This window comes from uncultured Mucilaginibacter sp. (assembly GCF_937859865.1).
GTDB lineage: Bacteria > Bacteroidota > Bacteroidia > Sphingobacteriales > Sphingobacteriaceae > Mucilaginibacter_A.
The window spans coordinates 105742-122769 of the sequence record NZ_CALMAT010000018.1 but is presented as its reverse complement, the minus strand read 5'-3'; the positions used below and the strand labels follow the sequence as shown (position 1 = coordinate 122769).

The following is a 17028-nucleotide window of genomic DNA, read 5'->3' as shown; positions in this document are numbered from 1 at the left end:
GATTATATCCAGGCCAAAAAATATTACGACAGCACATTACTTAACCTTTCGCCGCTGTATCCGGGCTATCAGCAAATCCTCAAAAAAGCCAATAATTTGCAGTTGCTTGCCAGCCGTTACCAAATTATTTCCCGCCAAGATACCTTGCAGGCTTTGGCCAAATTAAAAGAGCCAGACCGTATTGCCCGCATCAATTTAATGGTAGACCAGGACGCCATACAGCAGCAAAACGCGCCCGTTACCATAGACCCGGCAACTAATGCAGGCAATGTTTCTTCTACGCCAAGCCGCAGTTCCAGCTCTTTTTACTTCTACAACCCGGATGCGGTAAACCAGGGCATCGCCGCTTTTATCCGTGTTTGGGGGAAACGAAAACTGGAAGACAACTGGCGCATCAGTTCGCGCGTAGCAAATTTGACCTCTACCAATCCGAATGCGGTAAACGACCCGGATGCTGCACAACCCATCCAAGCACCAGCACTTGCTACACCCGGCGCTGGAAACTACCGGCAGGAATTGTTGAACAGTATTCCGCTTACGCCTGCTTTGCTGGAGCAATCCAACACCATTATTTTTAATGCTTATGCCGATATTGCCGGTTTTTATAAAGATATTTTGAGTGATGAAAAGGAATCGGTTCAAACTTACGAGTATATTGTTAACCGCTTTCCCGACAATCCAAACTTGGCCGTTATTTATTATAGCCTTTACCGCTTGTACAGCAATGCGCACAACGAACCGCAGGCCGAAAAATACAAAAACCTATTGCTGAAAAACTACCCGCAAACGCAGTATGCACAAATTATTTTAGACCCGGACTACAGCAAAAAAATGCTGACCGAAGATTCCCGCCAAAATGCTTTTTACAATTCCATTTATGATTTGTACCGAAACCGGAAATACGATCAGGTTATTGCCCAAACAGATTCGGCCCTAAAACTGAACCCACAAAACCGCTTGGCCCCGCAACTGGCTTATTTAAAAACCATTGCGCAAGGCCATCAGCAAAAGCTGGATCCTTTTCTGCTGGAACTGCAGCAAATTGCCGCGCAGTATCCAAAAGATGGCCTGATTACGCCTTTGGTAAAACAACATTTAAATTTTATCAAAGAAAACCAGGCCGCAATTGCCGCGCGCCCTTTTGCAATTATGGACAGCGACCCGAACGATATTCCTTTTTCGCAAGACCGTTTTCAGCAGCAAACAATAGCCTCAAACCCGGTTGTTACGCCTGCTCCAGTTCAACCTAAAGCACCGGAAGTTTTGGCTGCGCCGAAAAGCAATAATTCAATCAACATTCCGGCTTCCTCTTTAAACAACAAGCTCAGTGTTACTTTGCCAACCGACACCAAAAAAACAGGGGTAAAAGAAGCATCGCGTATTTTTACTTTGTCCGATAGTACCGAACTGTATTTCGTTATCAACGTTAACGGCGCGGCTAATTTAGCGCCTTCGCGTTTTGGCATCGGTCAGTTTAACCGCGCCAATTATCCTGATACGCCGCTAAAACACCAACTGAAAGAAATCGGCCAAACCAACCAGTTAATTTACACCGGCCGTTTTTATTCTTTGGGCGAAGTAAAAGATTATGCACGCCGCATTGCACCGCTTTTGCCGGAAATAATGAAAGTTCCGGCAGAGAAATATAATTTCTTTATCATCAGCCGGAAAAATCTGGATAAATTAGCCGATTCAAAATTGCTAAACAGCTACTTTGAATTTTATCAAGCTAATTATCTGTAATGCGATATAAAGAACCTGCTAGGGACCAAGTTTTTCGCCGCTACACACTCAACTTTTGGAAGTTGGTAGCCGGTGTATTTTTCTTTTTTGTTTTACTGTTTATGGCCGTTGCCTTCCAGTTGTTTGGCAAATTGCCCTCCTTTCGCGATCTGGAAAACCCGAAAAGCAATTTAGCAAGCGTTATCTTTTCGGAAGATAAACAAGAATTAGGAACGTATTATGTTCAAAACCGTTCGAATGTTACTTATCAGGAGTTATCGCCAAACGTAGTCCATGCTTTAGTTGCTACGGAAGACACACGTTTTTACGATCATTCCGGTATTGATTTCCGGCGCATATTCTCTATTATTTTTTATAATTTAATCGGGAAAAAACAAGGCGGAAGTACAATCACGCAGCAATTAGCGCTCAATTTATTTTCGGAACGGGCTCATAACCCTTTTAAACGGATTATTCAGAAGTTACAGGAATGGATTACGGCCGTAAAAATCGAACGTAATTATACCAAGGAAGAAATTTTGACGATGTATCTCAATACGGTTGATTTTGGTGCCTACAATACTTTCGGCATTAAATCTGCCGCGCATACTTATTTTAATGTTACGCCTGATAAATTAACGCCCAACCAAGCCGCACTTTTGATTGGTATGGTAAACGGCCCGGGAATTTATTCGCCGATCAATCATCCCGATAACGCCCTTAACAGAAGAAATTTTGTGTTGAAAAGGATGGCAGATGAAAAGTTTCTAAGCGAAGGACAGGAAGCCGAAGAAAAAGCAAAACCTTTAGGATTGAATTTTAACCCGATTGACCAGAACGATGGTTTGGCCACTTATTTCCGTTCTGTTTTGAAGAAAGATGTCCAGAAAACATTGGCCGATCAATCCATAACCAAAGGGGACGGAACGCCTTATGATTTGGACCGCGATGGTTTAAAAATCTATACCACCATCAATTACCAAATGCAGGAATATGCAGAACAGGCGCAAAAAGAGTACATGCGCGATTTGCAAAACCAATTTAACGCACATTGGAGAGGACATAGTTTATGGAAATCTATTGATGGTTTTAAAGATATTTTAGACCAAGGCATGAAGCGTTCTGACCGTTACCGGATGTTGAAAGACCAGGGAAAATCAGACCAGGAAATCAAAACTGATTTTAACACGCCAACTAAGATGAGCCTTTTCACCTGGAAAGGGGACATGGATACCATGATGAAGCCAATTGATTCCATTGTTTATACCAAACTGATTTTGCGCAACGCCATGATGTCTATGGACCCAACAACCGGTTACATCAAAGCTTGGGTTGGTGGCGATAATTTTGAGCATTTTAAATATGATCAGGTAAAAATGGGCACTCGGCAAGTTGGTTCTACCGCTAAACCTTTTACTTATGCAGTGGCGATAGCAAATGGCATGTCGCCTTGTATGGAAGTTCCGGTAGAACCGGTTACCATAGTTACGGATGGTAAATCATGGACACCTTCTTCTCCTGCAAAAGATAACATTTACAGTTCTTTAAACCTGCGCAAAGCTTTGGCTATCTCGCACAACTGGATTGCAGCCAAAATGATGCAGGAAGTAACTCCTGTACCTGTTGTCAACCTCATTAAAAAAATGGGCGTAAATAGCTCAAACCTACAACCATATCCTTCTATCGTTTTGGGAACTTTTGATGCTTCGGTTTTCGATATGACCGGCGCTTACAGTGTTTTTGCCAACCATGGTGCCTGGACGGAACCGATTTATCTATTGCGTGTGGAAGACAAAAACGGTAACATTATTTTTGAACGCAAACCAAAAGTTGTGGTTGCTATGGACGAGCAGACAGCTTATGTTATGACTTACATGCTGAAAGGCGTAATCCAGGAAGGCACCGGTTGGCGTTTAAGAAGCAAATACGGTTTAACCAACCCGATTGGCGGCAAAACCGGCACTACACAAAATAACTCCGACGGCTGGTTTATCGGCATCACGCCGCAATTGGTTACCGGCGTTTGGACAGGTTGTGAAGACATGCAAATCCATTTTAGGACAACAGAATTAGGAGAAGGCGCCAATACAGCTTTGCCAATCTTTGCTTTGTACATGAAAAAGGTTTACGCCAATGCCAGCCTCGGTATTAAAAAGAATGTGGATTTTGATCCGCCGAAAAACGGTGTCAGTATTACGATGGATTGCGGCGCTTACAGCCAGCAACAACAACAAAGTACAGAAGTAGATAAACAATTAGGCTTTTAAGCGTTTACTAATTTTATACCGATAAAAGAAGCAAGCGTTGTTGGGCATGAGTAATTTCGATTATAAGGAAGCATTAAAAGCGATTCCGCACAAACCCGGCGTTTACCAGTACTGGGACGACGAGAACACGATCATTTATATTGGCAAAGCCAAAGACCTGAAAAACCGGGTCAGTTCCTATTTTAACAAAGATGTTTTAAGCAGCAATGGCAAAACGAAAGTGCTGGTTTCCAAGATCAGGAAAATCACATTTACCATTGTTGATACCGAAATTGATGCCTGGCTTTTAGAAAACAGCCTGATCAAAAAGCACCAGCCGCGGTACAACGTGCTGCTGAAGGACGATAAAACGTATCCGTGGATCGTTATCAAAAATGAACCTTTTCCGCGTATTTACTGGACGAGAAGGATCATTCGAGATGGTTCAAAATATCTGGGCCCATATGCCTCGATCAGCATGATGCATACTATTTTGGATTTGATCCGGGAAACTTATCCGCTGCGGACTTGTAACCTGCCACTTACCGAACCCAATATTGATGCCGGGAAATTTAAGGTTTGTTTGGAATACCAACTTGGAAACTGCAAAGGCCCTTGCCAAAAATACCAATCAGGCGAAGATTATTTAAGCAACATCGAGGAAATTAAAGATATTTTGAACGGTAAAACAAGCTCCGTTGTAAAGCAACTGAAAGAGCAAATGGAACAGGCCATCGCGGAACTGAATTTTGAGTTGGCGCACAAGCTGAAAAGAAAGTTCGAATTGCTGGACAATTACCAAAGCAAATCCACCGTGGTTAATTCTTCGATTACTGATGTGGATGTTTTCAGTATTGCTTCCGAAGAAAAATACGCTTTCGTCAACTTTTTGAAAGTGATGAACGGCGTCATCACTCAAACACAAACTTTGGAACTGAAAAAACGCCTGGACGAAACGGATGAAGAATTGCTGACTCTGGCCATTTCCGAATTTCGTACGCGTTACAACAGCACTTCAAAAGAAGTTATTGTTCCGTTTGATATTACGGTTGATGAAGGTTCCAACATCCGTTTTACCGTTCCAAAGCTGGGCGAAAAGAAGAAACTGCTTGATTTGTCGCAAAAGAATGTGCAGTTTTTTAAACGCGGAAAAATTGACCAGTACGAGAAATTAAACCCCGAAGTCAGGACGGAGCGTTTGTTGACGCAAATGATGAAAGATTTGCGTTTGAACCAATTGCCGCGGCATATCGAATGTTTTGATAACTCTAACTTCCAAGGTTCTTTCCCGGTTTCGGCCATTGTGGTTTTCCGGGACGGAAAGCCTTCCAAAAAAGATTACCGTTTTTTTAACGTAAAAACAGTAGAAGGCCCGAACGATTTTGCCACGATGGAAGAAGCCGTTTATCGGCGTTACAAACGTTTGCTGGAAGAAAACCAGGAATTGCCGCAACTCATTATCATTGATGGTGGAAAAGGGCAGCTTTCATCTTCGGTAAAAGCTTTAAAAAAGCTGGATATTGATAAAAAAGTAACCATCATTGGTATCGCAAAACGGCTGGAAGAATTGTATTATCCCGGCGACCAATACCCGATGTACTTAGACAAAAAATCGGAAACGTTAAAAATCATCCAGCAATTGCGGGACGAAGCACACCGTTTTGGTATCACCGCACATCGTAAAAAACGCAATAAAGCAACGATAGCTACCGAATTGGAAAACATTCCGGGAATTGGTAAAACTACGGCTGATAAATTGCTCACCTATTTTAAGTCGGTAAAAAGAGTACGCGAAGCTTCGCAAGAGCTGTTGATGGAAGTGGTAAACAGCAAACAAGCTTTAGCCATTCACGATTTTTTTGTACAAGAAAAAGCCCCGCAAGAGTAATCTTGCAGGGCGATGCTTCTTTTATCGGGTAAAAATTGGTGTGTTAGCAAACCCAAAAATCCCGTTTGTAATATTAAAGGATGTTGTAAACGGCAAACAAGCTTTGGCAACCCATAATTTTTGGTACAAGAAAAAGCCCCGCAAGAATAATCTTGCAGGGCTAATGCTTCTTTTATCAGGTAAAAATTGGTGTGTTAATACTGCCACAAATCCTGTTCGTAGTTCAGCAAAGATTTTTTGATCTTTTCCGATTCGTACAGTTTGTCAATTCCTTGTGCGTAATCTTTAATCCGTTCATCTTTATCGTTAGATTCTTTTACAATGTAACTGGAAAAAATTCGCTTCATAAAAATATCATCAAAGCTTAAACCGGTTGCATCGTTGTGGCGGTTAACTGCTTCTTTGGTTACCAAAATATTTCTCGCCTCCGGGAAGTAGATCCAAAAAGCCGGCTGGTAATCTAAGCTTAACCCGCCTGCACGCACTCTAATCAACGGCGCAATACCAATAATCCGCGGTTCAAAAACAGAGCGTTGTTTATCAAAAATCCAATCTTCTTTAATCCTGAACTTTACAACACTGTCTGGGTTAAACTCGCCCATTTGCATTCTGGAACCTGTTTTTTCACCGGTGTTTTTATCAAAAGTATCAATCATTACACTGTCTGCCATTTTTGCCATTGCTTGTTTTGGTTTCAACAAGGCAGAAAATTCATCACCGTTCGGGTCGCCTTTACTTGGGGAAGCATCATAAGCATTCAATTCGCCTTTTTCAATCGCATCCATCAAAATATCAATCAAACGTGCTTTTGGTGAAGCTAAATACTGGTTCATCCGTTCGCGAACGTCAATTTCACGCCAAACCCTTTTTGCAAACGCAACGTCAGCTTCGCGCAAATATTGGTAAGGCGTAACCTTTGCGTTGAGAATGCTGGTCTTTTTGTAATAGCCGTCCTGTGGTTTGTAATAGCCATCCGGCGGACGCACAAAAGCCTTAACATTATTAGTATCTACCAACGCCTGAGATTTGGCAGCAGCTGCAGTTTGCTTTTTAGGCGTAGTCCTTCGGGTAGCCGTTCTCCTGCGCGTTTGTGCGAAAGAACTTACATACAGCAGGCATAAAACTAAAATAACCAGGTTCCTTTTCATCCTTTTTTTAATTTGCAATCAATGAAATTGGGTCTAAACCACGTTGCGTACCATCTGGGCCAACAGCAATAATATTATCAAAAATCACACGCGAGCCAGGCGTAATCGTAGCCAAGGACGACTTCATGGCACCGGAAAGTTCGCTTCCAGTACCGGAAGTGGTAATCGCATCCTGCCGGGGCTTAATAACCGTTAACGAAAAACGGGTAACATTAAATTTAGCATCAAAATCAAAATTCTCCAACCTTGCAAAAACCCTATCTTGCGCTTTGATATTTCCTGCTGCAACTGCACCACTGCTCTTACCGGCAAATTGTGCTTTTGGGTCAGGGATTCTTTTTACGCGAAATTCCTGAACACCTAAAACCTGGGTTTTACCGGGAGAGGTTTCGCCGGAAACCGTGATTTTAGCCGTAGTTCCAGGTGAAGAAACCGTAGCTGTAAATTTTCCGGCAGAACCACTAATAGAACCGCCGCTGATGCTTAAATGCAGTTTTTCTTTAGCAATACCAGGGGCCGAAACCGAAACCGGGTTAGGAACGCCAACATACAACACATTCATTTTATCCGGGGAAACTACCGCTGAAGGCCGTGCAACCTGATAGGTTTGTGGAGCAGTTTTGTACTCTTTTATCGTACCGTCGTTCTGTTTTACCCTAATGCTGCCCACCCAGGTATAAACACCTTCACGAGCCGTACTTACCGTATATTTTCCCCTGCCTGCTGCTGTTGATAATTTGGCGCCGTTTACTGCAATATCCGGGTTTGATTTAGAATCTGATGCTGTTAAAAACACTTCGGCAGTATAAGGCTGGCCGGCAACTACATAACTGCTTGGCGCTACTGCAACAGCTGAAAACTGATCCAGGTTAACTACTGCCTGATCCATTTTTCCAAAAATCCTTTTAACCACGTCCGACTCGGCATTTTTGGTGTCCGTTTGGATTTTTGTTAAAACCGTCATTGAAGCAGTAAGCGGTGTGCCTTCGCCAAAATTAATCTCTTCCCATCTTTTTTTGCATTCAACTGATTTTACAGGATCCTGTGCTTCTAAAGAAAAGGTTAACCCTGCGCGGTCTTTTGGGTCAACCAATGCAATTAATTTCTCACGAGTTTCATTGATCTTGTTTTTCAGCTTTAAACCTTCGCCCTGGTTAACCATGTAGCCCGGAGAAATATCCAAATTTGCCCTTTCAACCAAATCGCCTGATTCTTCGCTATAACCTTGTCCGGCTTTAACAAAATGATCTTTAATTTTTTCTATATAATTATTTAAATCTTCTGCTATTGCCCGGGCTTGCACCGCTTTATCGTAAATCGGCTTTGCCCGTTGTGGCTCCTCTTTCAGTTTGGTGTTTTCAAAAGAAGTGAATAATTGGTTAACGCTGTTGTTTACATTGTTTTTAGAAGTATTTAAACTGTCGTTTATATTTTTAAATGCATTTAAAATTGTGTCCGAGACATTCAAGGCCAGCATCGCAAGCAATACCAAATACATGATATTGATCATCCGCTGCCTTGTCGTTTCCTTACCTCCAGCCATTTGCTATTGTTTTATCTATTGGTGTAGTATTTATGTTATAATTTGTTTAGGAACGAGGCTGGTTCATCGCTGATAACATGTTTCCATAAATGTTATTTAAAGAAGACAGGTTTTTTGCCAAGCGACCTACTTCTTCTTTGAAAGCTTTAGAATCGTCTAATGATTCGTTAAAGTTTTGCATCGTTAAAGAAACATTTTGGTAAAACTTGTTCATTGATTTCAGGTGTGCGCTCGAATCCTGCAGCTCCAGCTCATATACTGCGTTTAAGGCAGATAAATTTTTGGCCAGGTTGTTTACCTGGTCGTGGTAAGCTTTAGAATCAATGTTAGAATTTGCCATTTCGTTCAGGTTTGCCGAAGCTTTCTCAAAAGAAACACTCAATTTATCATAACCTGAAGCAGCAGTTTTCAATTTAGCAGCAAACTCATTGGTAGCAGCGCCCGCATCGGCAACGTTAGAAATCGTTGATACTTTATCGCCAAATGTCCTTAATCCGTTGCCTAAACTGGAAATCAATTCCGGGCCGATTTTTGCATCGGCCAGCATTTTATCCAAAGCAGCAGTTGATTGTACCGGAGCAGCAACGGCCTGTGTAGGACGGGCAGACACCTTTGGCATTTCGCCTGTGAAATCTTCGCTTAGTTCAGGATAAACTCTTTCCCAAGCCGGATCTTTTGCCGGTGGAAAAAATCCTGTTAAAAAAAACAGGAACGCTTCAACACCCAGTCCCAATCCAATCATAATGTTACCATAAATTCCGCCTAAGTGAAGGATTTTAAATAACGCACCCACAATTACGACGCTTGCCCCCCAAGAAATTGCTGTGTGCAACCAGTCGAATTTTTTCTTTACAGCCATAGTAGTTTTAATAGTTTTTGTTTTTAAACGTAGATGATATAATAGTTCAATTAGTAGTTAGAGCGTTTGTCTTTGATGTCCCTGCCCAGGAAATGGGTTACGCAGCGGAAACCAATGTAAGATTTTGCAGTATCCTGATATTCATAACCGCGGGTAGAGTTTTGGAGGAAGTAGCCAATATCTTTCCAAGAGCCGCCGCGCACCACTTTGCGTTTCAACACTTCCGGATCGCTTGCTTTAGCTTCGTAGTTAAAAGTCGGGCTCATATCGTGCACAAAAGTAGAAGCAGCTTCATCATAAGCAGAAGCTGTCCATTCTGCTACGTTTCCGGCCATATTGTACAAGCCGAAATCATTTGGAAAATAAGAGTGCACGCTTACCGTATAATAACCGCCATCGGAGGCATAATCGCCACGGCCGGGTTTAAAGTTGGCCAATAAACAACCTTTAGAATTTTTGATATACGGGCCGCCCCAAGGATAATCGTTACCAATCCGGCCACCGCGTGCTGCATATTCAAATTCTGCTTCGGTTGGTAATTCATAAGGCTGACGGTGAGGAATACCGCGCGCATCTTTATACGCATCGTTATAACGGCCACGCCAAACGGTATAAGCACGAACCTGGCGCCAGGTAACACCAACTACCGGATAGTTTAAATAAGCCGGGTGCGAAAAATAACCTTGTACCATTGGCTCGTTGGCCGCATAAGAAAAATCGTTTAACCAACATAAAGTATCGGGATATACAGGAACGGTATCCCGCAAAATAAAATCTGAACGTCTTTTTGTTTTGTCGAAACGGTTGTTGGATGCTTCGCGCAAAACCATCAAGGCGTAATTGTATTTTAATAAGCGAACGTCAATTTCGTTTTTATCAAAAATGCGGTCATCGCCCTGGTAATACATGCCTTGTAATTTAGATTGATTGGCACTTGCAGCAGCACCTGCCTTACCTTTTCCCCTGCCGCCGTTAAAAACCGGGTTTTTAGCTACGTAATTCCAGTTGATGTATTTTTTGCCGCTTGGGTCGGGCTTGGCGTTTTTGCCGCCTGGTTTGTAGTAGTATTTATCGTCTTGCAGGTAATTGGTGATGGCGATAGAATCGCGCACCTGGTTTACAAATTCTTTGTATTTGGCATTGGAAGTTTCGGTCTCGTCCATAAAAAACGGAGAAACCGTAACTTGTTTGTTCTGGGCAGTTTGGGCAAAAGTTACGTCCTGATCGGTTTGGCCCATCAAAAAACTGCCGCCTGGAATATAAACCATCCCGTAAGGCTGTTCTTGTTTAAAAGCTTTCCCGGAAACACCCCTTACCTCGCCCCTGTCGCCTCCGGAGGTTTTGCAACTGTTTAAAACAGAAAGCACCAATAAGCCTAATACACCAAAATAAAAGTTTTTCATTTTCAAATCCAAAGTATAAACAACTCGGTTAAAATTAATGCAATAACTAAATTTAAGGTAAAATATTTTCTACTGATGCTATTTTTTTCATCACAAAAAAATATTTTATCGTTATAAAATTAACCAAACTATTCATCCTTGCAATACTAATATGATGAAAATTAAATATTGACAGCTATACACATTTTTAGTGCATAAAAACAGCATGGTTTTTTGATTTCTTTACGCAGGTTTGGAAGCTAAAGTTTCGTAAATTATATGGTTTGCATTAATAACTGCAACAAACAAAAATTATTTTATTTGTTGGCCTGTTTTATATACTGCTCGATCGCCATCGTCATGGATGGTGCCTCCGGAACTGGTGCTGGGATGTCCAGGACCAGCCCTTTTTCGATGGCTGCTTTATGGGTAGTAGCGCCGTAAGCGGCTATGCGTGTGTGTTTTTGTTCGAAATCGGGAAAGTTTTTATAGAGCGACTGGACACTGGAAGGGCTAAAAAAAGCAATGATGTCGTAAAAAACGTCTGCCAGGTCAGATAGGTCGCTGCAAACCGTGCGAAACAAAACGGCAGGTGTAAAATTATAGCCGTTGCTTTGCAAAAACTTTTGCGTTTCTTCCGCCGCCACATCAGAGCATGGATACAAAAACTTTTCGTTGGTGTGCTTTTTTAAAACCTCGGCCAGGTCTGCCGCGGTTTGCTTGCCAAAAAATATTTTTCGTTTTCGGTACTGGATGTATTTTTGCAGGTAAAGCGCAATAGTTTCCGAAAGGCAAAAGTATTTCATCTCTACCGGAACCTCAAAACGCATCTCTTCACAAATCCTGAAAAAATGATCGGCAGCGTTGCGGCTGGCAAAAATCACGGCAGTAAAATCGCCCAAAGCAATTTTTTCTTTTCGGAATTCTCTGGCCGGTACGCCTTCTACATGGATAAAAGACCGAAAATCAATTTTTAAATTGTATTTTTTGGCCAATTCTGTATATGGGTTTTTATCTGAATCGGGTTTAGGTAGCGTAACTAAAATACTTTTTACTTTCTTCAATCTTTCAGCGTCAATCTGCATAAGTAGCTGTATTTCTTATAATTTTAAAGCTTTCACCAAAATAAAAACAGGGCATAGTTCGAGGGCACAAAGATAAATAAATAAATAAACTTTACTGAATCTGTACACCGAAAGAATGTTTATACTGCTGCGGATGTATTGCCAAAACAAAACTACCACGATCAGCAAGCCAAATACCAGTAAAACGGCAAGTTTTAAGCTGTCGGCAATCAAACCAAAACTGACGACCAGTGGCAAACTGATAAAAGTGAGGTTAAAATAAGTGAGGTAAAGCACCGAAATATATTCTTTAACCAAACTGCGGATATTAAATATCAGCCCTAAAATCCGTAAAACCACAATTTTGAGGATAAAAAAAACGATGACGGCAAAGGTGAAACCAAGGTAAAGCTGCCAGCCGTTGTCTACATAATTTCGGTTGTAATAAGCCACTACCTGAAAAAACAGCAAACCGATGGTTGCCCCAAACAATAAAAACAGTAAAATAAACGACCACGAATTGATGAGGTTTTCTTCTTTAGAAAATTGAGAAAGCACCCTTTTACTGTAAAACGATTCTATAATATCAGCGATGGATTTGTTTAAAAAACGGTTGAGTATGGCCAGGTACAAAAGCAAGCCCAGCATCACGGCCAGCATCCAACGGTCTCTGAAACTGCGCGGTTTGCCGGTTTGCACTACTGTTTTTACCGGCTTAAAATGCAGGTCTAAAAATGCGTAGCCAGTGTACAAGTTGGCTTTGATAACGCTGTCTATAAATTGGTTTGCGCGGTTAGGGTCAGGCGGCGTGATAAAAAAACGGGCAAGCGAATCGGAACGAAGCTGTTGCTTGACTAAAGTTGCAGAATCTAAAACGGGGGCTTCGGCTTCAACCAAAGTATCCGCAACGGCTGTTTGTGCAGATGCTGTTTTTACCAGTAAAAAAACAAGGAGCAGGATAACCGTTAAACGCATGAAATATTTTGGGCCGGATCAAACGGGCATTTTTTCTGCCACAAATTTACCTCAATATTTTTGGATTGATGACCGTTCTGCCGCATTTATCTGTGCCAACTGGTGCATACTTTCTTTCAAATCCTCATACAATTTTACAAACAAGCGGTAATAATTGCTGTAAACCTGGTGCTTTTCGGGGTTTGGTTGGATAGTTTGATTGGTTTGCGCATTGTCCTTCAACCTAAAACCAATAAACTTTCCGGTTTTGATGGCCAGAAAAGCCGCACCAATTGCCGATGCATCTTCGGCCTGCACTACGGTTAATTTTTTGCCGATAATATCGGCCATCAATTGCACCCAAACCGGCGAAGCGGTAAAACCACCGCTTACGCGTATTTCTTCAATTTTTTCTGCGGATTGATTGAGCGCATCCAATACGTGGCAAATGGCAAAGCAAACGCCATCCAAAGCAGCTTTCAAAAAATTGGCTTGTGTGTGCAAAGTTTTAATCCCAAAATAAACGCCGCAACTGTTGCTGTCCCACAAAGGCGTCCGCTCTCCTGTTAAATAAGGCAGAAAAAGCAGGCCGTCGTTTCCGGCTGGTACTGTTTTTATCGCCTCAAATAATTGCTCATAATCTTTTGCTGCCAATGCTTCTTTTAGCATAAACTTTTCGAGCAGCCAGTTCAAAATTAAACCACCATTATTGATGGCGCCGCCGCAGATATAGGTTTGTTCGTCCAAGATGTAATTAAAAGTCATGGCTGTAAAATTGTACAAAGGCTTGTTGCTGGCCATGCGCACGGCGCCGCTGGTCCCAATAGTTAAAGCCGCGGTTTTGGGTTGATTTGCACCGCTGCCCAAATTTGCCAAACAACCATCGTTGGCACCAATCATCCACCGCAATGCTTCTTTTATGCCTAATATTTTGGTGATGTCTGCTTTTAAATCCTGGCGCATGTAACTGGTGCTTACCGGTTTTGAAAGCTGGTTTGCACTGATTGCGGCAAGTTTTAAAGCTTCTTCGCTCCAGCAAAATTTTACAATATCAAACAAACCAGTTGCTGAAGCAATGGAATAATCAATTTGAAATTGGCCAAATAACCGAAACCAAACCAGTTCTTTAATGGATATAAATTTGGCAGTTTGCTTGAACAAATCTTTCCGGTTTTCCCGGAACCAAATGATCTTAGTTATTGGCGACATCGAATAAATGGGCGTTCCTGTATGTTCGTACAGGTTTTTTCCTTCGGGAGAAGAACGAAGCTGTTCTGCAATTGCCGCACTTCGCGTATCGGCCCAATTGATCATGTTGGTAAGCGGTTTGCCTTGCGCATCAACCAAAATTAAACTGTGCATTGCGCTGCTTAAACTAATAGCCTGCGGCTGGCCTAAACGTGCAACAACTTTTTGGATGCAGTTTAAAAAACCTTGCCAAATCAATTCCGGGTCTTGTTCGGCAAAACCAGTTTCTGCTGGCAACATCGGATAATGGACTTGCGATGAATCAATTGCTTCGCCATCCAAACCTACCGCAACGGCTTTTACGCTGCCCGTCCCAATATCAACGCCTAAAATATATGGTTGCACTATAATGCTGTTTTTATCGGGTAAAATTAGAAGTAATTTGTAATTATATTTGAACGATATTTAAACAGGATGGACAAAGAATTAGCACTGATAATTGCTGAAATGCTTATCAAACAGGATGAAACAAACGCACAGGTAAAAAATGTTGGAGAAAGGGTAGATAACGTTGCCTTAGAATTAAAGGAAACCAACATTATCCTGAAAGATTTTATGGCCATTTCTGTTAAACAGTGGGAGCAACAGCACAGGTTTAACGAAACTATCGTGGGCGAATTGAAAAGTATCAAAGAAGTCCTTTCTACTTTTTCGCAGTTAGAAAACAGGTTGAAAGCGGTTGAGGAACGCGAAAACAAATTTGAAAGCCGATTGGCTAATCTTGAAAAGCTGCTTAAAGCCTCCTAAAGTGCTACCTTTGCCGTTATGGCCGGCATTTACATCCACATCCCATTTTGCAAGCAAGCCTGCCATTATTGCGATTTCCATTTCAGTACTTCTTTTAGGTATAAAAAAGCGTTGTTGCATGCTTTGCGGCAGGAAATTGAGCTGCAAAAAAGTTATCTTGGAAACGAAACCATAGAAACGATTTATTTTGGCGGAGGAACGCCTTCGGTACTGGAAACTTCGGAAATCAATGCTTTGCTGGAAACGGTTTTCGCTAATTTTTCGGTAAAAGCAGATGCTGAAATCACGCTGGAAGCGAACCCGGATGATTTGAATCCGCAGAAAATCCTCAGCTTAAAACAAACGCCAATCAACCGTTTTAGCATTGGTGTGCAGTCTTTTTTTGATGAGGATTTGTTTTGGATGAACCGCGCCCACCAAAGCAAGGAAGCTTTTTATGCCATAAAAGAAGTACAAAATGCTGGTTTTCATAACATCACAATGGATTTGATTTACGGTTATCCACTGTTGACAAACGAAAAATGGCAGTATAACCTGGAGCAATTTTTCGGACTGCAAATTCCGCACCTTTCGGCTTATTCCATGACGGTTGAACCACGGACTGCGCTTGCTTCTTTTATTAGCAAAAAAAAGCAGCCGGAAATGAACGACGACCAAAGCGCGGCGCAGTTTGAGTTTTTAATGGATGAAGCCGAAAAACATAGGTTTGAACATTATGAAATCTCTAACTTTAGCTTGCCCGACCAGCATTCGCGCCACAATTCCAACTATTGGGAAGGCGTAAAATACCTCGGAATTGGTCCTTCTGCACATTCTTTTAACGGCAAAACCCGGCAATGGAACGTGGCCAACAACCAGCAATATTTGGCGGCAATCCGTCAAAATAATATTCCTTTTACTTTAGAGAATTTATCGCAGGAAGACCGGCTGAACGAATACACTATGACGGCTTTGCGCACCAGCAAAGGTTTAAATTTAATCAAAGCCGATGGGTTAATTGCTGGCTCATCAACCCAGATTTTGATGGCAGCAAACTCATTTTTAGAAAAAAACTGGCTTGCAAAAACCGATCAAAACTTAACCTTAACCCTTGCCGGGAAACTGTATGCAGATCATATCGCTGCACAATTGTTTATTTTCCCTTGACCAGAACTATGGCCTGTTTAGATTTATTTGCCATGCTTCTTTTACCACCTAAAAATCATTGTCTTTTTTGTGGTTTTTTTGAAACCCGTCCGCCGGGTTTTCTTTTTGTCAGCATATTTTCAAAAAACAGTGCTGGCATTTTAAAAAAGCGGTTTTGTATAATCTTTGTTGTGTTAAATTAAAGTTAATAAAATGGGCTTCAACTTATCACAAATAGACAAAGTAGATCATATTTCAAAAGAAGACTTTGTAAACAATTACCTGATTCCGCGCAAACCACTGGTCATAAAAAAAGCGACAGAAACCTGGCCAGCTTTACATAAATGGACTTTTGAATATTTAAAAGAAACAGTAGGCGATAAAGTTGTCCCGCTTTACGATAGCTCAAAAGCTGATCCAACCAAACCGATCAACGCTTCGGCTGCCGAAATGAAGTTTTCGGATTATATAGACCTCATCCAAAACAAACCAACAGATTTAAGAATATTTTTATTTGACCCGATAAAAGAAGCACCAAAATTATTGGAAGATTACCGCTCGCCAACAGATTTGATGGGCGGCTTTTTGGACAAATACCCAAACATGTTTTTTGGCGGAAAAGGTTCGGTTACGTTTTTGCATTACGATATTGATTTAGCGCACATCTTTCACACGCATTTTAACGGCCGCAAGCACATCATTTTGTTTGATTACAAATGGAAAGAACGTTTGTACGGATTGCCGTTTGCCACTTATGCTTTGGAAGATTACGACATCGAACATCCTGATTTTGAGAAGTTTCCGGCGTTGAACGGGATTGAAGGACAGGAAACGATATTAGAACACGGCGAAACCTTGTTTATGCCAACCGGCTACTGGCATTGGATGAAATATTTGGACGGCTCTTTCTCCATTTCGCTTCGTGCCTGGGACAAATCATGGGCCATCAAAGCCAAAAGTTTGTACAACCTGACCATCCAACGGAAGTTTGACAACCTGATGAAAGCCCGTTTCAAAAACAAATACATGGACTGGAAAGAAGAAATTGCCATCAAAAGGGCCGAAAAAGCACTGTCAGAAGACCTGCCGAGGTAATTGGTTT

At 41.7% G+C, this 17028-nt stretch carries 12 protein-coding genes and 1 pseudogene; 6 read left to right on the top strand and 7 right to left on the bottom strand.

Features of this window, described 5'->3' with window-relative positions; all coding sequences use genetic code 11:
- The 3 genes and pseudogenes from Q0192_RS02575 to uvrC form a co-directional block, all read left to right on the top strand.
- A pseudogene (locus Q0192_RS02575) lies at positions 1 to 1743 on the top strand (gliding motility protein); the annotation flags it as partial.
- Positions 1743 to 3989, top strand: a complete 2247-nt coding sequence (locus Q0192_RS02570; protein ID WP_299285613.1) for a transglycosylase domain-containing protein — start codon at positions 1743 to 1745, stop codon at positions 3987 to 3989. The pseudogene Q0192_RS02575 and the gene Q0192_RS02570, both read left to right, overlap by 1 nt.
- Positions 3990 to 4035: 46 nt before the next feature.
- Positions 4036 to 5856 (top strand): excinuclease ABC subunit UvrC, encoded by a 1821-nt coding sequence (uvrC, locus tag Q0192_RS02565; RefSeq protein ID WP_299285610.1) that lies wholly within the window; start codon positions 4036 to 4038, stop codon positions 5854 to 5856.
- A gap of 194 nt (positions 5857 to 6050) precedes the next feature.
- Here the strand turns inward: uvrC and gldN are convergent, their stop codons facing one another.
- The 7 genes from gldN to Q0192_RS02530 form a co-directional block, all read right to left on the bottom strand.
- Positions 6051 to 7004: a gliding motility protein GldN gene (gene gldN, locus Q0192_RS02560; RefSeq protein WP_299285607.1), complete on the bottom strand. Its 954-nt coding sequence runs from the start codon at positions 7002 to 7004 to the stop codon at positions 6051 to 6053.
- Between the two features lie 7 nt (positions 7005 to 7011).
- Positions 7012 to 8547: a gliding motility protein GldM gene (gene gldM / locus Q0192_RS02555; protein ID WP_299285604.1), complete on the bottom strand. Its 1536-nt coding sequence runs from the start codon at positions 8545 to 8547 to the stop codon at positions 7012 to 7014.
- A gap of 46 nt (positions 8548 to 8593) precedes the next feature.
- Entirely contained in the window at positions 8594 to 9406 is an 813-nt protein-coding gene (gldL, locus tag Q0192_RS02550) for a gliding motility protein GldL (RefSeq protein ID WP_299285601.1), read from the bottom strand.
- A 50-nt stretch (positions 9407 to 9456) separates the two neighbouring features.
- On the bottom strand, positions 9457 to 10809 hold the full coding sequence (locus tag Q0192_RS02545; protein WP_299285598.1) for an SUMF1/EgtB/PvdO family nonheme iron enzyme: 1353 nt from the start codon (positions 10807 to 10809) through the stop codon (positions 9457 to 9459).
- Positions 10810 to 11105: 296 nt separating this feature from the next.
- Positions 11106 to 11873: a uroporphyrinogen-III synthase gene (locus Q0192_RS02540; RefSeq protein WP_299285595.1), complete on the bottom strand. Its 768-nt coding sequence runs from the start codon at positions 11871 to 11873 to the stop codon at positions 11106 to 11108.
- 15 nt (positions 11874 to 11888) lie between these two features.
- Positions 11889 to 12827 carry a DUF4271 domain-containing protein gene (locus Q0192_RS02535; protein ID WP_299285592.1) on the bottom strand — a complete coding sequence of 313 codons (939 nt, stop codon included), beginning with the start codon at positions 12825 to 12827 and terminating at the stop codon, positions 11889 to 11891.
- A gap of 51 nt (positions 12828 to 12878) precedes the next feature.
- Positions 12879 to 14399: a gluconokinase gene (locus Q0192_RS02530; RefSeq protein WP_299285589.1), complete on the bottom strand. Its 1521-nt coding sequence runs from the start codon at positions 14397 to 14399 to the stop codon at positions 12879 to 12881.
- Between the two features lie 69 nt (positions 14400 to 14468).
- Here Q0192_RS02530 and Q0192_RS02525 point away from each other — a divergent pair, with 69 nt between their 5' ends.
- The 3 genes from Q0192_RS02525 (at position 14469) to Q0192_RS02515 (ending at position 17021) form a co-directional block, all read left to right on the top strand.
- Positions 14469 to 14801 carry a hypothetical protein gene (locus Q0192_RS02525; protein WP_299285587.1) on the top strand — a complete coding sequence of 111 codons (333 nt, stop codon included), beginning with the start codon at positions 14469 to 14471 and terminating at the stop codon, positions 14799 to 14801.
- A gap of 18 nt (positions 14802 to 14819) precedes the next feature.
- Positions 14820 to 15947: a radical SAM family heme chaperone HemW gene (gene hemW / locus Q0192_RS02520; protein WP_299285584.1), complete on the top strand. Its 1128-nt coding sequence runs from the start codon at positions 14820 to 14822 to the stop codon at positions 15945 to 15947.
- Between the two features lie 192 nt (positions 15948 to 16139).
- The gene (locus tag Q0192_RS02515; RefSeq protein WP_299285581.1) at positions 16140 to 17021 is read left to right on the top strand and encodes a cupin-like domain-containing protein; all 882 of its coding nucleotides are present in this window, start codon (positions 16140 to 16142) and stop codon (positions 17019 to 17021) included.
- The last annotated feature ends 7 nt before the right edge of the window (positions 17022 to 17028 follow it).